Annotated in this window: 18 protein-coding genes and 1 tRNA gene; 6 read left to right on the top strand and 13 right to left on the bottom strand. The window is 70.6% G+C overall.

The features are described from left to right. Positions 1 to 57: 57 nt before the first annotated feature. Entirely contained in the window at positions 58 to 540 is a 483-nt protein-coding gene (locus OF850_RS00265; protein ID WP_301587662.1) for a VOC family protein, read from the bottom strand. Between the two features lie 106 nt (positions 541 to 646). Between OF850_RS00265 and OF850_RS00260 the strand changes: the two genes are divergently transcribed. Then, positions 647 to 1,360, top strand: a complete 714-nt coding sequence (locus OF850_RS00260) for a M48 family metallopeptidase (protein WP_301587661.1) — start codon at positions 647 to 649, stop codon at positions 1,358 to 1,360. Positions 1,361 to 1,369: 9 nt separating this feature from the next. On the opposite strand, the gene rpoH is transcribed toward OF850_RS00260, so the two are convergent. Together rpoH and OF850_RS00250 are read right to left on the bottom strand one after the other, a co-directional pair. Next, entirely contained in the window at positions 1,370 to 2,251 is an 882-nt protein-coding gene (gene rpoH / locus OF850_RS00255) for an RNA polymerase sigma factor RpoH (protein WP_301587660.1), read from the bottom strand. Positions 2,252 to 2,480: 229 nt separating this feature from the next. Then, a complete protein-coding gene (locus tag OF850_RS00250; RefSeq protein ID WP_301587659.1) occupies positions 2,481 to 3,473 on the bottom strand; it encodes an RluA family pseudouridine synthase in 993 nt (330 codons plus the stop codon). Between the two features lies 1 nt (position 3,474). Here OF850_RS00250 and OF850_RS00245 point away from each other — a divergent pair, with 1 nt between their 5' ends. From OF850_RS00245 to OF850_RS00235, 3 genes are all read left to right on the top strand, one after another. Further along, positions 3,475 to 3,765: a DUF6476 family protein gene (locus tag OF850_RS00245; RefSeq protein ID WP_301587658.1), complete on the top strand. Its 291-nt coding sequence runs from the start codon at positions 3,475 to 3,477 to the stop codon at positions 3,763 to 3,765. Further along, a complete protein-coding gene (locus tag OF850_RS00240) occupies positions 3,762 to 3,941 on the top strand; it encodes a DUF2256 domain-containing protein (RefSeq protein WP_301587657.1) in 180 nt (59 codons plus the stop codon). The genes OF850_RS00245 and OF850_RS00240 overlap by 4 nt, the downstream gene beginning before the upstream one ends. 19 nt (positions 3,942 to 3,960) lie before the next feature. Beyond that, a tRNA-Glu gene (locus OF850_RS00235) sits at positions 3,961 to 4,036 on the top strand. A 597-nt stretch (positions 4,037 to 4,633) separates the two neighbouring features. On the opposite strand, the gene OF850_RS00230 is transcribed toward OF850_RS00235, so the two are convergent. The 3 genes from OF850_RS00230 to OF850_RS00220 are packed head-to-tail and all read right to left on the bottom strand — an operon-like array spanning position 4,634 to position 6,089. After that, positions 4,634 to 4,942 carry an integrase core domain-containing protein gene (locus OF850_RS00230; RefSeq protein WP_408906447.1) on the bottom strand — a complete coding sequence of 103 codons (309 nt, stop codon included), beginning with the start codon at positions 4,940 to 4,942 and terminating at the stop codon, positions 4,634 to 4,636. A 55-nt stretch (positions 4,943 to 4,997) separates the two neighbouring features. Further along, positions 4,998 to 5,888 carry an EamA family transporter gene (locus tag OF850_RS00225; RefSeq protein ID WP_301587656.1) on the bottom strand — a complete coding sequence of 297 codons (891 nt, stop codon included), beginning with the start codon at positions 5,886 to 5,888 and terminating at the stop codon, positions 4,998 to 5,000. 39 nt (positions 5,889 to 5,927) lie between these two features. Then, the gene (locus OF850_RS00220) at positions 5,928 to 6,089 is read right to left on the bottom strand and encodes a DUF1127 domain-containing protein (RefSeq protein ID WP_301587655.1); all 162 of its coding nucleotides are present in this window, start codon (positions 6,087 to 6,089) and stop codon (positions 5,928 to 5,930) included. 263 nt (positions 6,090 to 6,352) lie between these two features. Here OF850_RS00220 and OF850_RS00215 point away from each other — a divergent pair, with 263 nt between their 5' ends. Continuing rightward, positions 6,353 to 7,960 carry a winged helix-turn-helix domain-containing tetratricopeptide repeat protein gene (locus tag OF850_RS00215; protein ID WP_301587654.1) on the top strand — a complete coding sequence of 536 codons (1,608 nt, stop codon included), beginning with the start codon at positions 6,353 to 6,355 and terminating at the stop codon, positions 7,958 to 7,960. Here OF850_RS00215 and OF850_RS00210 read toward each other — a convergent pair. The 6 genes from OF850_RS00210 to OF850_RS00185 form a co-directional block, all read right to left on the bottom strand. Beyond that, the gene (locus OF850_RS00210) at positions 7,945 to 8,100 is read right to left on the bottom strand and encodes a hypothetical protein (protein ID WP_301587653.1); all 156 of its coding nucleotides are present in this window, start codon (positions 8,098 to 8,100) and stop codon (positions 7,945 to 7,947) included. The genes OF850_RS00215 and OF850_RS00210 overlap by 16 nt on opposite strands. Positions 8,101 to 8,201: 101 nt before the next feature. Then, positions 8,202 to 8,645, bottom strand: a complete 444-nt coding sequence (locus tag OF850_RS00205; RefSeq protein WP_301587652.1) for a MaoC family dehydratase — start codon at positions 8,643 to 8,645, stop codon at positions 8,202 to 8,204. Next, entirely contained in the window at positions 8,642 to 9,787 is a 1,146-nt protein-coding gene (locus OF850_RS00200) for an NAD(P)/FAD-dependent oxidoreductase (RefSeq protein WP_301587651.1), read from the bottom strand. Before OF850_RS00200 ends, OF850_RS00205 begins: the two co-directional genes overlap by 4 nt. 16 nt (positions 9,788 to 9,803) lie before the next feature. Continuing rightward, on the bottom strand, positions 9,804 to 11,036 hold the full coding sequence (locus OF850_RS00195) for an NAD(P)-binding domain-containing protein (protein ID WP_301587650.1): 1,233 nt from the start codon (positions 11,034 to 11,036) through the stop codon (positions 9,804 to 9,806). Between the two features lie 59 nt (positions 11,037 to 11,095). Beyond that, the gene (locus tag OF850_RS00190; RefSeq protein ID WP_301587649.1) at positions 11,096 to 11,692 is read right to left on the bottom strand and encodes an OsmC family protein; all 597 of its coding nucleotides are present in this window, start codon (positions 11,690 to 11,692) and stop codon (positions 11,096 to 11,098) included. 582 nt (positions 11,693 to 12,274) lie between these two features. Further along, a complete protein-coding gene (locus tag OF850_RS00185) occupies positions 12,275 to 18,502 on the bottom strand; it encodes an autotransporter outer membrane beta-barrel domain-containing protein (protein WP_301587648.1) in 6,228 nt (2,075 codons plus the stop codon). An 858-nt stretch (positions 18,503 to 19,360) separates the two neighbouring features. On the opposite strand from OF850_RS00185, the gene OF850_RS23570 reads away from it, so the two are divergent. Further along, positions 19,361 to 19,627, top strand: a complete 267-nt coding sequence (locus tag OF850_RS23570; protein ID WP_368044665.1) for a YrhK family protein — start codon at positions 19,361 to 19,363, stop codon at positions 19,625 to 19,627. A gap of 1,092 nt (positions 19,628 to 20,719) precedes the next feature. On the opposite strand, the gene OF850_RS00180 is transcribed toward OF850_RS23570, so the two are convergent. Continuing rightward, a complete protein-coding gene (locus OF850_RS00180) occupies positions 20,720 to 21,604 on the bottom strand; it encodes a MurR/RpiR family transcriptional regulator (RefSeq protein ID WP_301587647.1) in 885 nt (294 codons plus the stop codon). Positions 21,605 to 21,852 lie beyond the last annotated feature (248 nt).

The following is a 21,852-nucleotide window of genomic DNA, read 5'->3' as shown; positions in this document are numbered from 1 at the left end:
GCGCGCGCAGAGGCATGGCGGCGCGCCCGCCGCCGGTCAAGCCGCCCCGGGCGGGGGTCAGCCCGGCGCCTCGGCCAGCAGGGCGTCGAGGTCCAGGCGCTTCGTGTGCATGGTCATGCGCCCGGCCTCGTCGCGCGGCCATTCCGCCTCGGGCCGGTCGCGGTAGAGCTCGACCCCGTTGCCGTCGGGGTCGCGCAGATAGACCGCCTCGCTCACCCCATGGTCCGAGGCGCCTTCGAGCGGCCACCCCGCCTCGGTGACGCGCCGCACCGCAGCGGCCAGCGCGGCGCGGTCGGGATAAAGCAAGGCGACGTGGAACAGGCCGGTGTGGCCGGCGGGCGGCGGCGTACCGCCTGCGCTTTCCCAGGTGTTGAGGGCGATGTGGTGGTGATACCCCCCTGCGGAGAGGAAGACCGCGCCGGGGCGGCGCAGCATCACCTCCAGCCCAACGAGGTCGCGCCAGAAGCCGAGGGCGCGGTTCAGCTCCGCGACCTTGAGGTGGACATGGCCGATGCGGACGGAAGGGTGGATGGACGTCATGACCCCGAGATGGGGCTTGGGCGGCGCGGATGCCAATCACGCTTTCGGATGGGCTTCATCGCCACTCTTGATGGCAGCCCCGCGGCCGCGCCATAGCTGGACGCGCATGACCGAGACCGAACTGGTCCCCCTCCGCCGCGATCCCCTGCTGCCGGCCAGCCCCTGCCCTGTCCTGTGGCGCCGCTCGGCGCGGGCGCGGCGCGTTTCCCTTCGCGTGGACCCGGTGGCCGGGGCGGCAGTGGTCACCCTGCCCCGCCGCGCCAGCCGCGCCCATGGGCTGCGCCTGCTGGAGGAACACGCGGCCTGGGTGCTGCGGCAACTGGATGGGCTGACCCCCGCGCTGGAACTGCGGGACGGCGCCACCGTGCCAATCGGTGGGGTGCCGCATGTGATCCGCCACGCCCCCGAACGGACCGGCGGCGCCTTTCTGGAGGATGGGATCCTTTTCGTGACCGGCGCGGCCGAGTTCCTCCCGCGCCGAACCGAACGCTTCCTCCGGGCGGAGGCGCTGCGCCGCATCGGCGTGGCGGCCATGCGCTACGCCGGCCAGTTGGGCCTGCGCCCCAAGGCCATTCGGCTGAAGGACACGCGCACGCGCTGGGGAAGTTGCGCGCCCGACCGCACCCTGTCCTTCACATGGCGCTTGGTCATGGCACCGGACTGGGTGCTGGACTACGTCGTGGCGCACGAGGTGGCGCATCTCCGGGAGATGAACCACTCCGACCGGTTCTGGGCGGTATGCGAGGCGCTGACCCCCCACCGCGCCGAGGCGACCGCATGGCTGAAGCGCCACGGGCCGGCCCTGATGCGCGTGGGGTGAGACGGCGCCTCAGCCGACGTTGAGGCGACGCTCCGTGATCTGCTGCTTCATGGACTTCTGCAGCTTCTCGAAGGCGCGGACCTCGATCTGCCGCACCCGCTCGCGCGAGATGTTGTACTGCTGAGACAACTCCTCGAGCGTCGTCGGCTCGTCCTTCAGACGCCGCTCGATCAGGATGTGGCGTTCCCGCTCGTTCAGCGTCTTCAGGGCGCCAGCCAGCATGTCCTTGCGGTTGGACATGTCCTGCGCGTCGGCGATGGTAGTTTCCTGCGTCTCGCTCTCATCCACCAGCCAATCCTGCCACTCGCCCTCGCTGTCGGCGCGCACGGGGGCGTTCAGGCTGTTATCGGGCGAGGCGAGGCGGCGGTTCATGCTCACCACGTCCTGCTCGGGGACCTGCAGGGTCTTGGCGATCTTCGCCACCACCTCGGGCTGCAGGTCGCCATCCTCCAGCGCCGCCATCTGGCCCTTGAGCCGGCGGAGGTTGAAGAACAGCTTCTTCTGCGCGGCCGTGGTGCCCATCTTCACGAGCGACCAGGAATGCAGGATGTATTCCTGGATCGCGGCGCGGATCCACCACATGGCATAGGTGGCAAGGCGGAAGCCGCGATCCGGGTCGAACCGCTTCACCGCCTGCATCATGCCCACATTGCCCTCGGAGATCAGTTCGCCGACGGGCAGGCCGTAGCCGCGATAGCCCATCGCGATCTTCGCCACGAGGCGCAGATGCGAAGTCACCAGCTTGTGGGCCGCCTTCTCGTCCCCCTCGTCGCGCCAACGCTTGGCGAGCGACAGCTCCTCCTCGGGGGAAAGCATGGGAAACTTGCGGATGTCCTGCAGGTAGCGCGACAGGTTGCCTTCGGGCGCAATCGGGATGCTCAAGGACGCCATTGTGTTCACGAGCCTTCCATCTCTGCCCCCTCCGTCCCAAGTAAGGCGACGAAGGGCGACGTTTTCCGACCGAACGCCCCCGGACCCGCGAGGCTGCATCGACCCCCTTTCGGGCGGGCGATTGATCAGCCTGCCTTCTGGGCATGGCATCCGGGTTGTCGGTCGGATTGGGAACATCCGTACCAGAACTCTCCCGTCTTGTCGAGCAAAACTGACCAATCTGGTCGGCTTAAGCCGGCGCGGCCTCGCCGCGCAGCAGGGAAAGCAGGGTGCTGAAGTCCTCCGGCGGTTCGACGCGGAAGGCCAGGGCCTCGCCGGAAACCGGGTGGCGGAAGGCGAGCGACGCTGCGTGCAGTGCTTGACGCGGGAAGGCCAGCGCGGCGTCGCGCACATCCTGCGGCAGCCCCCGGGCCGTGGCCGGGAGACGGCGCAGATAAACCGGGTCGCCGACCAGCGGATGACCGATATGCGAAAGGTGCACGCGGATCTGGTGCGTGCGCCCGGTGCCCAGGCGGCAGCGCAGCAGGCTGCACGCGCCGTCGAAGCTTTCCAGGACGGCATAGCGCGTCAGGGCGTGCTTGCCCGCCCGCGCCCCGCCGCGCCCCACCACGGCCATGCGCTTGCGGTCCGTGGCGTGGCGGCCGATCGCCGCCTCCACCTCCCCTTCCCGCTTCTCTGGCACGCCCCAAGCCAAGGCAAGGTATTCGCGGTCCAGGTCGCGCTGGAGGAAGGCCTCGGACAGGGCGTTGTGGGCGCGCTGGCTCTTGGCCACGACCATGACGCCGGACGTGTCCTTGTCGAGGCGGTGGACGATGCCCGGCCGCGCCTCACCCCCGATCCCCTCGAGTTCCTCGCCCGCATGGCCGAGGAGGGCATTGACCAGCGTTCCCTCCGCATGGCCGGGGGCCGGGTGGACAACGAGGCCGGCCGGCTTGTCCAGGACGATCAGGTGGCGGTCCTCGAACAGGATCGCCAGCGGGATGTCCTGTGCCACCGGCGCGGCGGGACGGGGCGGTGGCACCTCGAGGCAGTAGGTGGCGCCCGGGCGCACGGGCTGCGCCGGGTCCTCGATCGCGGTCCCGTCGCGCGTCCCCTTCCCTTCTTCCAGCAGCGCCTTGACGCGGGAGCGGGACAGGCTGCCTATCCGTGCCGCGAGGAAGCGGTCCACGCGCTCGCCCCGATCCGTTTCGGCGGCGGTAAAGGAATGGGTTTCGGAGGCCACGATGCGCGCGCTCAAGTTCCTGGTGGTGGCGATGGGGGTGCTGATCGTCGCCGGCACCGTGACGCTTGTCGTCCTGCTCGTCCAGCGCGCGGGCGGGCGCAGCAGCGAGGCGCCCCGTCTTGCCCTCGACCTGCCCGCGGGAACGGAGATCGTGTCCGTCTCGGGGGCTGGAGACCGCTTCGCCCTGCTGCTGCGCGACGCACAGGGCCGCAGCCGCGTCCTGTTCGTGGATGGCCGCACCGGCCGCCCGGCCGGCGAGATCACCCTAGGCACCGCCGTCCCGACGCGATGAAGGAAGGGCGCGGCGCCCCACGCCCGGAGAAAACCTGCGCCGCCTGCGGCCGTCCCTTCGCCTGGCGGCGAAAATGGGCGCGCGACTGGGCTTCGGTACGCTTCTGCTCCTCAGCCTGCCGGGAGGGGCGATATTCCCGCGCGCGCGGGCTTGCACGCGAGCGTGACGGGCGTTAGACACCCGCCCACAGGCCACGTCCCCTTCGTCTAGAGGCCTAGGACACCGCCCTCTCACGGCGGCAACACGGGTTCGAATCCCGTAGGGGACGCCAGTCTTTTCAGGCAGTTAGCCGCACAAGCCCGAAACCTCTCCGACGGTTTCTCCAACGGCATTTTGAATGTGCGCCGTTCCCTCAGACCCGGCATCCTGCGCGCCGCCGCATCGTCCCGTATGCACAGACGCCGGAGTGCTCCACGCCCCACCAAGCTTGGCAGCTCAGCGTCACCAGCGCACCCGCCCGCTCCACTGTCCTGGCCGAGCACATCGCTGACCGGGCTCCTGCGCGGACAGGAGGTTCCTCTTGTGACCTCGCCCAGTCGCTGAAGGTCTCCCCCAACCAGTCCACCGCGACGATGGTGTGGTGGGTGCGTCCCGCAAATTGAAGACGGCGAGGCTTAACGGTTTCGGTATCCATGGATCAACAACACCGGCGTCGACAACATCCTCGGCAGCCACATGATCCGCATCCAGCCCGACGTATGCCACCAGCCGCGGCCGAGGCTCGGCGCAACCTAGCGCCTCCCGCCGCCGATGAACTGAGGCGGCTGCGGGACGATCTGCATGGCGGGACCTTTGATCACGTGGGGCTGATCGCCGACAGCTACGCCGTGATCTGGCCCTGGCCTGACCCCGAACGGCGGTCCATGGGTCATGAGTGAGATGGCCGATGTTTTGGCGCGCCCGGCCGGGCGTGCCTAGGGGCAGCGTGGGCAGGCCCAACCAAGCGCAGCAGGACGGCGTCTGGCGCGGGCGGGCGGCAGCCCAAGGCACTGTGTGGACGCACGGTGTTGCCGTGTTGGCGCCACCCCTCGATCAGGACCTCTGCCTTCCTGAGTGAGCGGAAGATCTCGCAGTCCAGCGGCTCGTCGCGCGGCTTGCCGTTAGACGGCGGATTGTATCCATTCTCCCAGGGGCACCCGCGTTCGATCAACGGAGTGCGTACGCCGATGCCCTCCATCCACGCTCGCACGGCCGTCGCCGTGAACTCAGCGCCCTTGTCTGTGCGAATGCGCTCAGGTGGACCCCGTCCGAGGGTATGCAATCAATGCGATTCCGAGCCCGGTAGCAAGGATCGACATGGCCGCCGCAGCCGTCGGCACCTCACCAAGCAGCACGAAGCCACCGAGGCACGCCGCACCGGGAGCCAGGCTCCCAAATGCGGCAGCCTTGGAAGCGCCGAGCCGCTGCACCGTCGCGGCGAAGGCGACCGGCGCAAGGATCCCCGAGGCCATGCCCTGGAAGCCGATCTGCAGGGCGATCACCTCCCATGACGCCGCGATCAGGCCCGGCTCCATGACGAAAGCATAAGGGGGACCAAGGGTCAGCACCGAGCCTGCGCTGACGAAGGCCGCCGCTTCCCAAGGGCCGAGCCCGCTCCGCCGCAGCGCGATCGTGTACCCGGCCCCTAGCGCCGCCGCACCCAACAGAAGGGCGTAGCCCTCCCCGCGGTCGCCGGACCCCGCGCCGAAGGATGGCAGGACGACCGTCGCGACCGAGGCGCCGATGATCGCCAGCCCGACCAAGCCTGCCGTGCCGATCCGCTCGCCCAGAAGCCGGGAAAACATTGCAACGCAGATCGGCATCGCTCCTGGCAGCAGTGCGCCCGCTTCGGCCGCTCCCGCAATGCCGAGGCCGCTGCCTGCCAGGATGACGAAGGGTGCACCGCCGCCGAGCAGCAGAAGCGCCAGAAGATGGACCGGCACCTGTTGCAGCCTCGGCCAGGCGCGGCGCAGCACCGGAAGCAGCAGCAGTGCAGGCCCCGCGAAGCGTAGCATCGCAATGTCCGCCGGCGAGAGCGGCGTATCACCCGAGACGCCGAAGCGCGTCACAGCAATCGCGCCGCCCCAGATCGCGGCCGCGGCCAGCCCGGTGGCGATGCCGGGCACCGAAGGCGAGGTGAACATGCGTGCGGTCTCCGGATCAATGCGGCGGGGCCATCGCGCCTAGTGCCGCCACCAGGGCTTCGCGGCTTCCGCCTCGGCGATTGCCTCGGTGAGGCCGATGTCCTTCAGCAAGCGGGCATCCATCTCCAGCAACAGGCGCCGGCCCCTCGCGCGCTCTTGGATTCGAACAAGTCCGTCAATCAGGAAACCGATGGTCGTCATGGCACATCCTCCAGTCCTCGTTGGCGCGGCGATGTGCCGCGACAGGACGGTTGTGCGGGACGGCGCAACCCGGCGCTTGGAGCCGGGCTGATGGAAACCTGGAGATTTCCTCTGGTTTTCCCTAGTTCTCGCCGTCCGGCTCACAGAAGTGTTGAGTCGGCGGCCGCGACGGCCGATACTCGGGACCAACGTGCTACAAGCCTCACCGCGCGGTGACCGAGACTGTGGCCACCGCGCCTGCCTCTCGACTGGGGAGGACGGGTATGCGCCTCGGCTTTGCGGGATACGAGATGGATCTGCGCCGCCAGGAGCTGCGGTGCGCCGGAGCTCGCGTGCATGTCGAGCCGCAGGTCTTCGATCTCCTGCTTCACCTCATGCGCAATCGCGATCGCGTCGTGAGCAAGGACGAGTTGCTCGACGTCATCTGGAACGGGCGCATCGTGTCCGAGGCTGCGCTCAGCAGCCGCATCAACGCCGCGCGCAAGGCGATCGGCGACGATGGCGAGCGCCAGGCGCTGATCAAGACCATGCACAAGCGCGGCTTCCGCTTCATGGGAGAGGTGGCGGAGATCGCAGTCGAGGACGCGCAAGAAGCGCCCGCCGCAGCGACGCAACAGCCCGTGCCTGCCGAGATGTCGAGCCGCCCCTCGGTGGTCGTGCTGCCCTTCACCAATCTCAGCGCCGAGCCTGACACCGACTATTTCAGCTATGGACTCACGGAGGACGTGATCCGACTGCTCGCGCGGCATCGCTGGCTGGACGTGATGAGCCGCCACACCGCCGCCGCCTTCCGCGGCAAGGAGGTGGATGCGCGCGAGATCGGCACCGCCTTCGGCGTGCGTTACATGGTCCATGGCAGCGTCGCCAAGCATGGGGACCGCGTACGGCTCGGCGCCGACCTCGTTTCCTGCGAGAGCGGGCGGCATCTCTGGTCCGAGACCTACGACTTCCCGCTCGCCGACGTGCTCGACATCCAACGCGCCATGGCCGAGCAGATCGCCGCGGCGATCGAGCCGGAGATGGCGCGGCTCGAGCGCGACGCCGCCGTACGCCGCCCGCCGGTAAGCCTCGGGGCCTGGGACTGCTACCAGCGCGGGCTGTTTCACCTCTGGGGCTTCACGAAGCCGGGCCTCGCGGAGGCGGAGGCGATGTTCCGCCGCGCCATCGAGCTTGATCCCGGCTTCGCCCGCGCCCATGGCGGCCTCGCCTATGTGCTGCTGCAGGAGACGGTGGTGGGCGATCGCGAAGCGCGCGCCATGCGGCTTGACGAGGCACTCCGGGCAAGCCGCAACGCTGTCGGCCTCGATGGCCAGGATTGCATGAACCTCTGCGTCCTCGGCCGTGTTCACGCCTTCCACCATGAGTACGAGGAGGCGATTGCGCTGCTGGAGGAAGCGGTGGCGCTGAATCCAAGCTTCGCCCAGGCGCATTTCGCCCTCGGCTGCACGAAGGTCTGGAGTGGCCGTGCCCGCGAGGGCATCACCCATGTCGAACGCGCAACGCAGCTCAGTCCGCGGGATCCGCACCTCTCGAGCTTCCACGCCACCCGCGCCTTCGCGCATATCAGCCTCGGCGAACTGGCTGAAGCAGTGGAGAGCGCGCGGCGAGCGACGCGCGTGCCCAACGCCAAGGCTTGGCCGCATATGATGCTCGTGTCGGCACTTGGCCTGATGGGGCGGGAGGAGGAGGCACGCCGCGCGCTCGACGGGCTGCTGGCGAAGGAGCCAGGCTACACGCTGGCACAAGCGGAAGCGGATTCGTTCTTCTGCGCGGACCAATCCTTGGTCGCGCGCTGCCTGGACGGGCTGCGGCGGGCTGGCCTCCCGGAGGAGGGCGTGCCCGCCGCAGCCCCGGCTCAGGATGGGAGGTAGAGCGCGGCGAGATCACCGAGCCAAATGAGTGGCGCGCGCTTCACATGGCGCTCGGTCAACGACTTGCCGGTGGGGTGGCAGGTCCATTGCGGGCCGGCCCAGCGCTTATGCGAGATCTTCTCAGCGGTGAAGTTGGTCATGATCAGCCTCCTCGTTCTTTCGCGCCCTCGTGGTTCGGAGGGCCAGGGAAGTCTGGCAGCACTTGCAGCTTTCCTTCGGGCCCGTCGAATGGCCCTGGACGTCAAGCCGTGCCACGCAGTGGCGCGGTCCAGGTCACAGCGGTGCCGGTCAGACAGTCCTCACCTGCCGCGTTGCGCACGGTCGTGGTGAGCGTGGTAATCGGCTTGTCATCGCGCACGGACACCACCTCGACGCGCGCGATGATGTCCTCGCCGACCCTCACCGCCTTCACGAAGCGCCATTCCACCCCGAGGAAGACTGTGCCGGGACCTGGCAGATCCTCCGCCAGCACCGCGTTGAGTAGGCCGGAAGTGACGCCACCCTGCACGATCAGCCCGCCGAAGGGCGAGGCGGCCGCGAGCGCCGCGTCGTAGTGCAGCGGATTGCGGTCGCCGGTGATGGCGGTGAAGGCTTCGACGTCGGCCATGGAGGTGCGGCGTCTCCTCTCGGCTGCCTGACCGGGGCGCGGCTTGCCGGAAAGGGTGCAGGCCCAGGGATCGCTCACGACACCACCTCCGCGGTCAGGGCGGCGAACTCACGCTTCATCGCCCCGTTCAGCTTGAGGTGAAGTGCCTTCGCCTCTTCAAGCGTCCACGCGTAGCCGGCGATCTCGTCGGTCACGCGGAACAGCGGTAGGGACAGGTCGTCGCGGCGCGTTGCGAAGCGGACGAAGGCGGCGGGAGTGCCTTCGGTAGCGACGTCGGCGAGCAGCGCTGCGTCGCGAAGCGCATCGGTGATGCCGTGCGCGGTGATCGGGTCCTTGAAGTAGCCGGCATCGCCGATGAGCGCCCAGCCAGGGCCGGCAGCCTGGCGCAGGAAGCCTTTGCGGCCGGCGAAGGCCAACAATTCCCCGTCAGGCCTCGCATCGCCGAGCGTCTCGGCAAGATCGGGGAAGTCCTCCCGCAGCATGCGGCGCAGGGCAGCCAGCCTGTCTCCTCGCAGCTCCGCCTTGAAGCGGGCCTGCGGCACCGAGACGAAGACGACATGCCGCCCCGCATTGGTCGGGATGCGGCCAGCGCCAGCACCGGGCGCGTAGTGCCAGTGCGTGCCTGTGTCCGGCAAGCCGCGAAAGTAGCCGAAGAGGCAGGTGGCCGCATGGCCTGCTTCCTCTTGCACGTTCGCACCGGCCAGACGTGCCACGGCAGAGCCAGCGCCATCGGCTCCGACGACGAGGTCGGCGGCGATGGCGTGCTCCCGCCCTGCCTCGTCCAGCGCGACCACGCCCGCGACGCGGCCGGTCTGGTCGTGCCGCAGGGCCGTGACCGTGTGGTGGTGGCGGATCTCCGCGCCCGCCTCCCAGGCGGCGTCCACCAGTGCGCTGTCCAGCAGCGCGCGGCGAGGCGCATAGAGCGCATCCACCCCGTCGCCGGGGCTGAGATCGACCGGGATCGCCTCCGCCCCGTAGTGGAAGGTGACACGGCGGATCGCCGGCGTGCCGGCCTCGACGAGGCGCTGCAGCACTCCCCAGCGGGCGAGCAGCAGCACCGCCCCGCGCATCAGCGCATGGGTAGACAGCGTGTCGCTGCCATAGGCGCCGCGTTCGAGGGCGAGCACGCGCATTCCTTGCCGCGCCATCAGCATGGCGGCGGCGGCGCCGGCGCAGCGGGCCCCGACGATGATGGCATCGAAGCGTTTGGTCGGCTGCATGACAGTCTTCCCTGACTCAGGCCGCGGCGCGGCCACGGATTTCGAGGTGAGCAAGGACTTCCTGGGCGAGCGCTTCGGCATCGGCGCCGACACCATCGAGGAAGTTCGAGTTGCGTCGGCGCAGAAAGCGCAGGCCAAGCACGTAGAGGCCGGGATAAGGGGTGACGCCGCCGAGGTGGCGGATCTCGCCCGCCGCATCCAGCACGGGCAGGCGCAGCCAGGCGTAGTCGCGCCGGAATCCGGTGGCCCAGACGACGGTGTGGATGCCTTCGGCGGCGAGGTCGATCGCCGGTGGGCCGGGCGCGAAGGAAGCGAGTGGCGCCGGCGTGGCTTCCTCGGGTGCGCCCTCTGCATCAGCGACGGGCCTGAGCCGCGCGAGCAGCCGGTCAAGCCTGTGCTGCGCAGCGGCGATGGTCTGCGGCAGATCGTCACCCAGCGCCACGCGCCCGCCGTCGATCCCGTCCACCCGCCCGACGATGCGCACGCCGGCGGCGCGCAGCGTGCCGAGGTCAAGACTTGCGTGGTCAGGCCGCCCGACCAGCTGCAGCGAGGGCTGGGCCTGTGCGAGGGCGGGATCGCGCAGCCGGTCCGTCGGGTCGGTGAGCACGCCCGCGCGGGCCATCCAGTCGAGGATGTCGCTTCCACGCCAGCGCCGCGGCAGGCGGGTGTGGCGCCCCACCGCGAGGGTCACGGGTCGGCCGGAGCGATGGATCTCCTCCGCGATCTGGATGCCCGAAGCGGAAGCACCGGCCACGAGTGCGCCGCCCTCCGGCAGCAGGGAGGGGTGGCGGTAGGTGGAGGGAGTGACCTGCCGGATCGCCTCCGGCAGGTCACGCGCCATGGCGGGGATATGCGGCACATCGCATTGGCCCGTCGCGACGACGACGGCGCGCGCCGCGAAGCTGCCCGCAGTCGTCTCCAACCTGAAGCCGCCCAGGTCGCCATGCAGCGCGCGCACCGCGGCACCGGGGATCACCGGCGCACCGGCTGCATAGCCGTCTAGATAGGCGACGACCTCGGGCATGGTCATGAAGCCGTGCGGGTCGGGGCCGCGATACGACCAGCCGGGCAGACGGCTCATCCAGTTCGGGGTCAGGAGGCGGAGGCTGTCCCAGCGTTCGGAGCGCCAGCGTTCGGCGACCCGGCCGCGCTCAAGCACCAGGTGCTCGACGCCGCGCGCCGCCAGGCAGTGGCTCATGGCAAGCCCGGCCTGACCGGCGCCGATGATGATGGCGTCGCTGATCCGCATGACATCCTCCGCTGGGAAACGGGCCGACGGCGTGGGGTGCGCCGCCGGCCTCGGCCGCGTCAGGCCTCCACCGCGATGGAAACCGGCACGCCGTTGGTCAGCATGTCGAAGACGGCCGAACGCGCCTGCGACTGCGCAACGAGGGCCTTCAGCGTCTCCGCGGGCGCGTCGCCCGCGACCTTGAAGGTCACGCGGATGTCGTTGAAGCCGTTCCGCACGTCAGGCGAGAGGCCGAGAATTCCCTGCATGTCGATGTCGCCCTCGACGAAGGCCTCGACCGAATGCAGCTTCACCCCGCGCACCGCGGCGATGTTGGCGATGCCCGCAGTCAGGCAGCCGGCGAGGCCGTGCAGAATCCACTCGACCGGAGTCGGCCCCTCATCCTCGCCGCAGACGACAGCAGGATGGTCGCTATGCGCCATCGTCGCAGCCTTGTGCGCGTGCTCCCCGCCCGCGCCGTAGAAGCCGAGCATGGTGCCCTGCATATGCGTGCCGGCCTTCCACTGCCCGTGGGCGCGGAACTGGAACTTGGCGAGCGCCGGCTGGCTGGCGACGACGCCGATGGTGGCGAGCAGCGCAGGCGTGTTCACGCCGTTCAGCGGCGGCTTCTCCTTCTTAGCGGTGGGGGTGGGGGCGGCGGTGATGACGGCGCTCATGGTGCTTCTCCTCACTTTCGACCGGCACGGCCGGCGCATGGTGGATGGCGGCTGGTCCGCACGTCCCGCGGGCGCCGGGCGGATGGCCCGTCAGGTGACGATCCGATGGACGTGCAGGCACCCTAGGCAGGCGTCGCAAGCCGCGCTTGGAGAAGTCCTTGGGGAAGTCTTGAGATGTGATGAGTATGTCGCGGCGGGCCACCAGCGGCTGCCACAGGCTTACGTGACCTGCTTGACGCGATCCTGATCTTCCCCCGCGTCCGACGGGGCGACTTGGCGGTCCTGCTGCCCCTCAGCTCCCAGCCCTCTCAACGCAGAACGGCCGCTCCCTTTGTAGGGACGGCCGTTCTGCAGCGGTCTCGGAAACGCGGGAGGCGGGGACACGGAACCGACGATGCCAGTGCGTCTCGGTCGGGACTGGGTGAGGCGCCCCCTGCCCATCCCGGTCCGCAAGTCTGAGCCGCTGCCACTCCCCGCGCACATGAGTCCCGACCAGGGCTCGGCTGTCTCCCCGAGGGGAAGTCGATCAGCGTCACCCCCGGCCCGTCGGAAAAGACGATCTGCGCGGACGGCGCGGCAGTCTTAGAAGCGATAGGCGACGCGGGCCATTCCTACATGGGACGAAAAGCCGTCACCCACCTCGCCATTGTACTGTATGCGAACATCCCAGCGTGAGGTTCCGAGGATCTCCGCTCCGACCGAGAAGCGGCCAACGACATCCGGGATGGGCGTCGTCGCCCGGAAGCCTCGACCTGCCGTTTGTCCCGCGAACCGTGCCGTGACTGCCCAGTCTCCATTGGCTCCGAAGCCGAGGCCGGCGCTGGCGAACGGCCGCAGCGCCACTCCCCCGCCGAGCGGAATGCGCGCCCCGACCTCGATCTCGGGAGCGGCCACGAAGGCGATGCCGGTGCTTGGCTTCACTGCGAGGTTGAAGGGGGCTGCTCCCGTTTCGGAGTAGGCACTCCCTCGCACGGCGGTGAGATGCAGGTCGAGCCGCGGCTGCACGTACCAGCCGCCCAGCGGCACTCGATAGGCAATGCGGGCATGCGCGCCGACATGCAACACAGCGGGTTCAGCGCGCGCCGTCGCCGCAAAGGGACCCACCACCACGGATCGGCGGCTCCGGAACGAACCGTACCCGAAGTCGAGCAGGCCGGAGACCTGCCAGGGCCCGGACTGCCAACGTACCCCCGTCCCTGCCAGGACCGTGTCGCCGGTGACGCGCGAATTGCCGCCGCCGCGCAGGGTGCTGCTCTCGTAGCCAAGCGAGCCGGTGACGAACAATCCGGGCGCCACCTGGCGCTGGCCGCCGGCCTGGAAGGTCCAGCTTTCGCTGCGATAGCCGAGGGCGCCGCCGGAGGCGTTCTGGGTGGCGCTGCCGCCGACGATGCGCGCCCAGGCGCAGCTTGCAGAGTCTGTCGTGCGCCCGACGGCGGCAAAGGTCGGGCATTCGTTCAGCACGGCGCCGACGAAGCTCCGGCTGGCGGCGTGGCGGAACGCCGCGACGGCTCCCACCGCCTGCCCGGACAGCGTGTCGAGCGCCCGCCCGTAGCCATTCCCGTCCGCGATGGCCGCGAGCGCCGCATAGCCCGCGCCGAGCCGCACGCCCCCGTTCCAGAGCTCCTGCAGGTGGGCCGCGACGGCGCGCCGGTTCGCCCCCAGCCCCGACGCCGCCTCGGCGAAGCGCGCTTCCGGCTGCACCTCGAGCGTAGTGGCCGTGGCGCGCAGGTTGTAGCGGAACAGGAAGGGGCTCGGCGTGGCCAAGTCCGGATCGAGCGCGACCCCGCCCGAGGCGGTCAACACCGTCGCGGCGGCGTTGGCCAGCGTCGCGGCGCGTAGTTCCACGGCCCCGCCCAATCGCGCACGGCCCTGAACGTCGAGCCGCGCCGCGCTGCCCGCCTCGAAATCCGCCGGCACGACGAGGCGCCCAGTGGAGGTCTGGAGGAGGTCGCCCACCAGCAGGGTCGGCGCGCCGGCACTTGAGCCGCCCGAACCGGTCTGGAGGCTGCCGGCATTGCGGAACAGCCCGCCGCCGAGGTCGACCAGCGCCGCGCCGGAAACGAGGCCCCCCACCTGGTTGTCGAAGGAACTGCCAGCGCCCGGGATGGAGACGCTGCCGCTGACGTGGCCGGTGTTGGTGACGGTGACGCGCGAGGAATCGGCCAGGATCGCGAAGCCCTGCACGCCATTGCCGTTCAGCGCGGTGATCGTGCCGGCATTGGTGATGGTGTTGCCCGTCCCACCCAGGATGCGGATGGCCGCGGCGTCGCGCAGCGTGCGGTCCTGGCCGGCGGGATTCGCGTCGGGCAGCCCGCCCGTGACCGTGGAGTTCGCGTCGAGCGAGATCTGGATCGCGCCCGTGGCCTGGCCCGTGCTCTGCGCCAGGATGCCGGCCGAGCCCGCGCCGGTCGCGGCGACCCGGCTGTTGACGAGCGACACCGTCACGGACCCGCCCTCGCCGGCGCCGCCGGTGCTGCCGCGGTACAGCGCCCGCCCCGTGGTGGATCCGCCCTGGCTCAGCATCCCGCCGCCGCCCCCCACGCTTTGCGCGAAGATGGCCGGGGCGTAGGCGCCCGCCGTCTGGACCGAGGCTTGGTCCAGGGTGACGCCCACCGCGCCGCCGCTGCCGGAACCGGACCGCATCAGGCCGGGGAGGATCTCGCGCGCATAGGTCGCGACGAGCGACGGGTCGCCTGCCACACCGCCGCCGCCGCCGATGCTCTGCGCCAGGATGCCGTAGGCTCCGTCGCCGGCCGTGGCGATCGCCGCGCCGGGCTGCAGCGTGATGGTGACGTTGCCGCCACCGCCCGTGCGGTTGGCATCGCCGCCCGCATGGTTCGGTCCGAAGAACTGCCCGCCCGCCACGAAGCCGCCGCCGCCGCCAATGCTTTGCGCAACGACGGCATGGGCACCGAGGCCGGAGGTGGTGACCGGGCCGGCGACGGTCACCTGCACCGCGCCGCCGTTGCCGCCCGCGCCGCTCTGCCCGCCCAGGTCGAGCGCGAAGCCGTGGATGTCGGCCAAGCGCCCATGCGGGTTGTTGATGATCTTGGACGGGTCGAAGGTCTGGTCCGTGGTCATGGTGCGCACCAGCCCGCCGCCGCCGCCGATGCTCTGCGCCAGGATGCCGATGCCGTGCTTGCCGGTTGTGGTGATGCTGCTGCCCGCAGTGCCGTCGCCGGTCGTCACGCTCACCGCGCCGCCATGCCCGCCGGCGCCGCCGCTGCCGCCCAACCCGACCCCCAGGCTGCGCAGCGAGCCGTTCACCGTGCCGGCGATCGTGCCCTCGCCGCCACCACCGCCGATGCTCTGCGCGACGATGCCCATGGCCAGCACGCCCTGGGTGCTGATCCGCCCGCCCGTGCCGTTGGTGACGGTGACCGTGCCGCCGCTGCCGCCTGACCCGCTCCCGCCGCCCACGGCGACGGAGGCCTGGACCGGCGTGTCGTCGCTGGCGGCGCCGACGCTGCTCGCGCCTCCACCCGAGCCGCCGCTGCCGCCCACGCTCTGGGCCAGCACGCCGTCCGACTGCGCGCCAAAGGTCAGGACCTGCCCGGTGTTCGTCACCGTCACCACGCCGCCATCGCCCGCGGCGCCGCCGCTGCCGCCGACGCCCGCTCCGACATTCACCTGGAGTTCAATCTTGCTGCTCTTGCCTTCCTCGCCGCCATTGTTCTGCGCCTGTGGCTGCGGGAGGATGCTCAGCAGCTCTTCCGCGGTGGCGAGGATGTTCTCGCCGATCTGACCGATCTGCAGGATGCCGTCCGCGCGCTGCGTGGCCTGCTTGTTGAGTTTCAACCCCGCCGCCAGCGTGTCGAAGAGGGCCTGCACGTTGGAAAGAGTGCTGACGCCGCCCGCCGTCGCGCCGCCCTTGCCGCCCCGCCCGCCGCCGCCGCCGATGCTCTGCGCGAAGATGCCGACGGAATCCGTGCCGCGCGTGACGATCGCGCCGCCATTGTTGTGGATGGTGACCTGCCCGCCAGCGCCACCCGCGCCGCCACGCCCGCCCACGCCCACCGCAAGGCTCATGTTTCCGCCCGAGGCCGTGGCGGTGCCGCCCCCCGCCGAGCCGCCGCCACCGCCGATACTCTGCGCGAAGACGCCGTCCGAGCCATCGCCGCTCGTCGTGATCGACCCGGTGTTGGTGAGGCCGACAAGGCCGCCATGGCTGCCGGCGCCCGCGGCGCCGCCCACGCCGATGCTCGCCGCGACGCTGAAATTCGCCTCGCTGGAGGAGGAGGTCGCGTCCCCCGCGCCGCTGTTGCCGCCGCCGCCGCCGATGCTTTGCGCGAAGACGCCGGGCGCGTCCTGGCCCAGGGTGATGATGAGGCCCGCATTGCTGAGGTCCACGCGCCCGCCCGCGCCGCCCGCGCCGCCGCGCCCGCCCACCGCAACGCCAATGGAGACGGTGAGCGTCTGTCCGTCGCCCCCGCCCGCATAGGCGGAGGCGGTGGAGTCGCCACCGGTTCCGCCGCCGCCGCCGACGCTTTGCGCCATCACGCCGATGGCGCCGTGGCCGGCGGTGGTGATGAGCCCCGAGTTGTTCAGGGTCGCGGTCCCGGCATCGTTGCCGGTCCCTCCCGCCCCGCCCGTGGCGATGGAGACGGAGATCGCGGGAATGTCCGGGTTGGCGGACAGCCCGACCGCCCGCGCCAGCGCCGCGCCGCCATGGCCGCCACCACCGCCGACGCTCTGGATCAGGACGCCATAGGCATCGGGACCGAAGGTGGTCACCTGCGCCGTGTTGGTCACCGTGACGTCGCCGGCCAGGCCGCCGCTGCCACCGCGCCCGCCGATGGAGACGGCGGCGGTGGGCAGAAGCCCCGCGACAAAGGTCAGCGCCGAGCCGGCCTTGCCGCCGCCGCCGCCGATGCTCTGCCCGTGGATGCCGATGGCGTGGTCGCCATAGGTGGTGACGAGCCCGCCATTGGTGACCGTGACCGGCCCGGCCCTTCCGCCCGAGCCCGCATCGCCGCCGACCGTGACGGAGACGATGGACAGTCCCGTCGCGGTGGCGCTGCCCGCGAGCCCACCCGAGCCGCCGATGCTCTGCGCCAGGATGCCGCCGCCGCCGGTCGGGTTGGTCGAGCCGAACACGCCGGGGCCGAGCGTGACCGTGACCTGGTTGCCGTTCCCGCCAAGCCCGCCATTGCCGCCGATGACGTAGGAGGCGAGGAGTGGGAGATCCGTGGCATCGCCCCCCGAGCCGCCGCCGCCGCCGACGCTTTGTGCGACAAGGACGGTACCGTTCGTGCCTGTGAGCAGCACCGAGGCGTTCGGTGCCGTGATCGTGACAGGCCCGGCATCGCCGCCGGCTGCCCCGGCGCCGCCCGAGCCGCCGCCGAACACGAAATTGGCCTGGCCGCCATTCCCGCCGCCGCCGCCGACGCTCTGCACCACGGCGCCGTGGGCAAAGTTGCCAGAGGTGCTGATCGTCGCGGTGTTCGCGGCGTCGCCAAGGATGAGGGCCGCCGTGCCGCCCGGCCCGGCGAAGCCGCCGCCGCCGGGGCCGCCGACGACCCCTTCGGACCATCCGCCGCGTCCACCGGCCCCGCCGTTCGAGGTGACGAGGACGGCCTGCCCGTCGCTTTGGCCGATGACTCCGGCGCCCGTGACGCTGATGCCGCCGAGGATCGTCGCGAGCGCCGACCCACCGGCTCCGCCAGTGCCGCCGCGCCCTCCGCCCGAGCCGGGCGCCACGCCGGGCAGGCCGCCAGCCCCGCCGGATCCGCCGACCGAGCTCACGCTGACTGCGGGCGACGGGTCCGGGGCGGGTTGCACCACGACGACCCTGCCGCCCGCGGCCAGCGTGACGCTGGCCGCTCCCGCTTGGCCGCCCGCGCCGGCATCGCCCCCGTATTCGCCAAACCCGTACTTCGTCGCGCCGCCATCGCCGCCGAGCCCGCCGCTGGAGCCCGCGCTGAGCCCGGTGCCAAATCTCTGGATGGTGCCGCCGGTCCATTGGACGGAAGCGGAGCCCCCAGCCCCTCCGTTGCCCCCCGGCCCCCCGTTGGTGATGCCGCAGATCCGGCAGTCGCTGGCATCCGCGATGCCGCCGGTCCCGCCCTGCCCGCCCCGGGAGATCGCCTGGACACCGGACACCCCGTTCGGGGCAATGCTTCCGCTCGCCGTCACCGAAACCGGCCCCGCGGCGCCACCCTCCCCGCCACGGCCCCCAAAGCGCTCGGCGGCGTAGAGGGTCGGGTTGGTTCCGCCGGTGCCGCCGGCGCCGCCGTACGAGGTCACCGACAGGGCGATGCCGGCGGGAAGGCCGGTGGCCGGGTCCGGCACGAAGGCCGCGCCGAAGGTGACGGTAACGGCCCCGCCCGCCCCGCCAGCGCCGCCATCCCCACCGGAGACCGGGACGGTGACCGGATTGCCCGACAGGCCACCGGTCCCGCCGACGCCGCCGGCGCTGCCGATCAGGGCGCCGTTGGTCGGGGCGTCGTCGGATGCGCCCGGCTGACCGCCGATGATTGTCAGCCCGACGTTGTTGCTGGTGATGGCAGCGCCCGGCTGCCCCGGGAGTCCCGGATTGCCGTCGCTGTTGTCGCCCACCGGCGCACCGGCGCACCCCGTCGCGCCCGTCTGGCTGATCACGTAGGGCGTGAGCGGCGGCGTGTTGCCGAAGCTCTGGTTGGCGTAGTCGGCCTGCACCGCGGGCTGTGGCGGCGGGCTGGGGCTGCCATTGCAGGGCGCCTGCGCCCAGGCGCGTCCTGGCAGGATCAGCGGCCCCAGCGCCAGCGTGATGACCGCGAGGCCCCGGATCGAAAAGGTCCCGCCGTGGCCCGGCGCGAGGGCGAGCACCATCCATGGGTGCCGTTCCCAATCCGGACCGACGCCCCGTCCTGCATGCGCTGCCCTGGGTCCACCCCGCATCCTGCCAATCTCCGCGCTGGGGCGCGGCCCCGGTTCCGTGCCGAGCGCAGCCAGCGGCGCCCCCGCGGCGCCATCGCCGTGCTCGCCGAGGCGCATGCAGGCATCTTGGGGGGCGCTGCCGCAAGGAGCCCTGTTTGGAGCGATTTGGAGCCGTCTGGACAAGACGGCATACAGACCCCGCTCGTGAGGCGCGGCGGTCAGACCGAGTGCGTCTTTCTACGAGATAGCCCCCCTTGAGGGGTCCAGGCAGAACGTCGGTGGGCCACGATCAAGCCTCCTTGGCTGGAGCCGCTGGATCCCGAGCCAGAGCCTGGGGCGCTGGCGTCGGTCGTCAGCAATTGGCCACAAGGGCTCGACGCCGGCTTCGCCGCAGCGCCTCGGAATGTCGTGGTCCCCGACCTCTCCGCGCGATAATGTCGCTGTTGTTTGCGGCCGGGCGTGATCTGGCGCGCGCCTTTTGCGGGAGTTTGTGATGCGGTGGCTGATGGTGTGTGCCTCGCTTGTGGCGGGCTGCGCTCCGCTGCCCCAGGATCGTTCGAGATCCGCCGCCTTGTGGGTGGGCAGCGATGGGAACGCGCCTTCGCACTTCTTTCCACAGTCCCTGACGTCGCGAGCAGCGTCTCAGCGTGCTGGCCAGGGGGATGGGGTCACGCGCGAAGGCGTGACCGAGGCGCTGCTGTCGGGTTTCGAGTGGTCGGGACGCTGAGAGCCAGCGCCCGAAGCAGGTAGGATGCGGGCTCTCACGGCTACCGCACTCCGTCACCTCTGCTGCCCGTCGGGGGCCAGGCGGTGACAGGAAAAAGCGACGGACCGCGGAGAGGGGCCGGAGAGGTTCTTGTACTGCTGCGCCGGCACTACTTCTGGATTCATATGAGCGTTCAGTCGGTCTGCGCCGCCTGCTTCTTGGCAGGAAGCGTATTGACGCTCTTCGAAACAACGAAAGCGGCCGCCCCATGGATCTACCTTTTCGGAAGCCTGACCTTCGCTGCTCTTCCGGCCATTCGTCTGCTGAACAGAAGGGCGAAAAGCGTCCGTTCCTCTCCGAAGGAGGATTGAGTGCGGTCCAGCGAAGGGCCGGAGTTCGCTGCGACACCGTGGAAGTGGCCCACCATACCGGTCCGCTACACCGAGCGGCAGGTGACTGGGCGCGGTACCGTCGCACAACAACCAGCTAGCCATTGCGGGCCGGGATCTGGAGGGGGTGCAATCCCTCCTCCAGCAGATGCAGGAGTTCTGGCCGAAGCCACCGCCCGCCGCGCAAGCGGATGTTCGGGAGTTGCAGGCCGAGGTCGCCAAGCCGCAGCCAAGTCAAGGGCCGGTGCCGACCATGCCGCGACATCCGGGCTTCAGCAGGTCGCGGCAGCCCGCGGGCACCGGTGCCCGCGCAGCGCCGCGCAGTTCACGAGCAAGCCCTGCGTGCCGAGCGGATGGCGAACCAGTGGCTATTCTCGTCACGCAGACCAGCCGGCACTTCCTCGGCCAGCGTGGTGCAATAGGGCGGGAGGATGTTCTACGCCACCGGACGCGGGCCGAACTTGTCGCCGACATCCGCGACCGGCCGCGCCCGTTTCGCCATCAGCGCCACCATGGCTTGGCCGGAGTTCTTGTTGTCATGCGGCATCTGGATGCCTGGATCGAGTCGAAGCGGTCCGGGCCGGCATAGAAGATGAAGTCGCGCGACACGGCCTCCCCCGGGTTCAAGGCCGACGGCTCGCTCGGCAGTTCCGTGGCGCCCTCAAACAGCACCCCGTCGCGAAGGAGCACCTCGCCTCCCTCGGCCTCGTCGTAGTATCGCGGCCGAAGACGAGGACGCGCATGGTCACTTCCCGTATGCCGCAGTCGTCCGTGGGTTGACGGCGATGGATGTCACCGCTTGAACCGCCGGAGCCACTTGATCCTGCTCGGGAACGGATCGCGAGGAACAGCGATATCGGCGGTCGACGCCTTGCCGGTGAGCCTTGGTGATCAAGTCCGCGCGGAGGTTGTGGGCCGAAGACGGCCCAGGAGATGCACCCTCCACTCCCGCCGCCTCAGCCACGCGCCGAACGATCTTGCGCTCCACCTCGCCCGAGTGTGCCGGCGGCTCGGGAACGCCCTTGGCCGACACGGGCACGAGAAGCGGCTCTTAGCGGATGTCAGCGAAGCGCGTTATCCTCTGCGGCCATTCACGGTCGCCCGGCTCCTGCGCGTGGGGCGGCCCGCCAGAAGATACTCGCCTGCGTCCACGAGGCGGCGCTCATTCAGGCGGATCCGCTTCTGGGCCTCCCCTCCTAGCTTGGCGACCGCCAGAGCCGCGAGGAGGTTTGCGAGCGTCAACGCTCCGAGCGCGGATTCCGGAAACGCGCGGCTCAACGTCGGCGCCACAAAGAAGAGATCGCCAGCCAGTTCGCGCAGGGGGGCCGCGTCAATGTCCGTGACCACGATCAGACGTCCCCCGGCGGTCGCGGCTCGGCGCGCCAGCGTGTCGGTCACGCGGCTGAATGGCGCGAAGGTAAAGGCGACGAAGGCGTCCCCAGCCTGCGCGTCCTCCAGGGGCCCCTCCGGCGCGCCGCCTGCATCGTCGAGGAGAACCACGCCCGGGCGGGCTTTGCGCAGAGCATAGGCCAGGGTGAAGGCGGCCGGGAACGAGGTGCGGCGGGCCGCCACGAAGACACGCGGCGCACCCGCCAGCACCGTGGCCGCCTGATCAAGCGCGGCCTCGGTCAGTCCGGCGAAGGCGCGACGGAGCACATCATGCTCGGCGGCAAGGAAGCTTTCGGCAAAGGCTAACGCGCCTGTTCCCGCTTGGGCCGCCGCCGCGATGGCTCGCGCGCTTTGCTCGTTGCGGGTCACCGCGACCTGGGCGGCAGCGCCATGGCGGAGAACGCGCTCCACGAAGGTCTGGCGCAGATCATTGTAGCCCGGCAGGCCCAGGCGCTGCGCCAGCCGAACGAGCGTGACGGGCGGCACTTCGGCCCGGCGCGCGAGCGTGCGCATCGAATGGACAGCCACGTCCTGGGGGTGCGCCAGCAGGTAGCGCGCCGCCTCGGCCATCGGCCCGGTCAGTTCAGCGAGCAGTCCGCGCAGCGCCTTAGTCATCTCGACTTCGTTCATGGGGCACAGTCTCCGCGGCAAGGACCGCAGGCAAGGGCAGGACCATATGATCCGCTTGACGGGTCAATGGATCATATGGTTCGATCCGTCCCGCGTCACCTCAGGAAAGCGCAGGCATGGATCACCCCGACGCCTCCAACGTCGACCATGGCAGCAACTAGCCGCCGGTTTCGCGATCCGCCGCCGAG

The sequence above is a fragment of the Sabulicella glaciei genome, from assembly GCF_026183895.1.
In the GTDB taxonomy this organism is placed as follows: Bacteria; Pseudomonadota; Alphaproteobacteria; order Acetobacterales; family Acetobacteraceae; genus Roseococcus; species Roseococcus glaciei.
The sequence above is the reverse complement of the archived record's forward strand: the minus strand, read 5'-3'. Positions and strand labels throughout refer to the sequence as shown.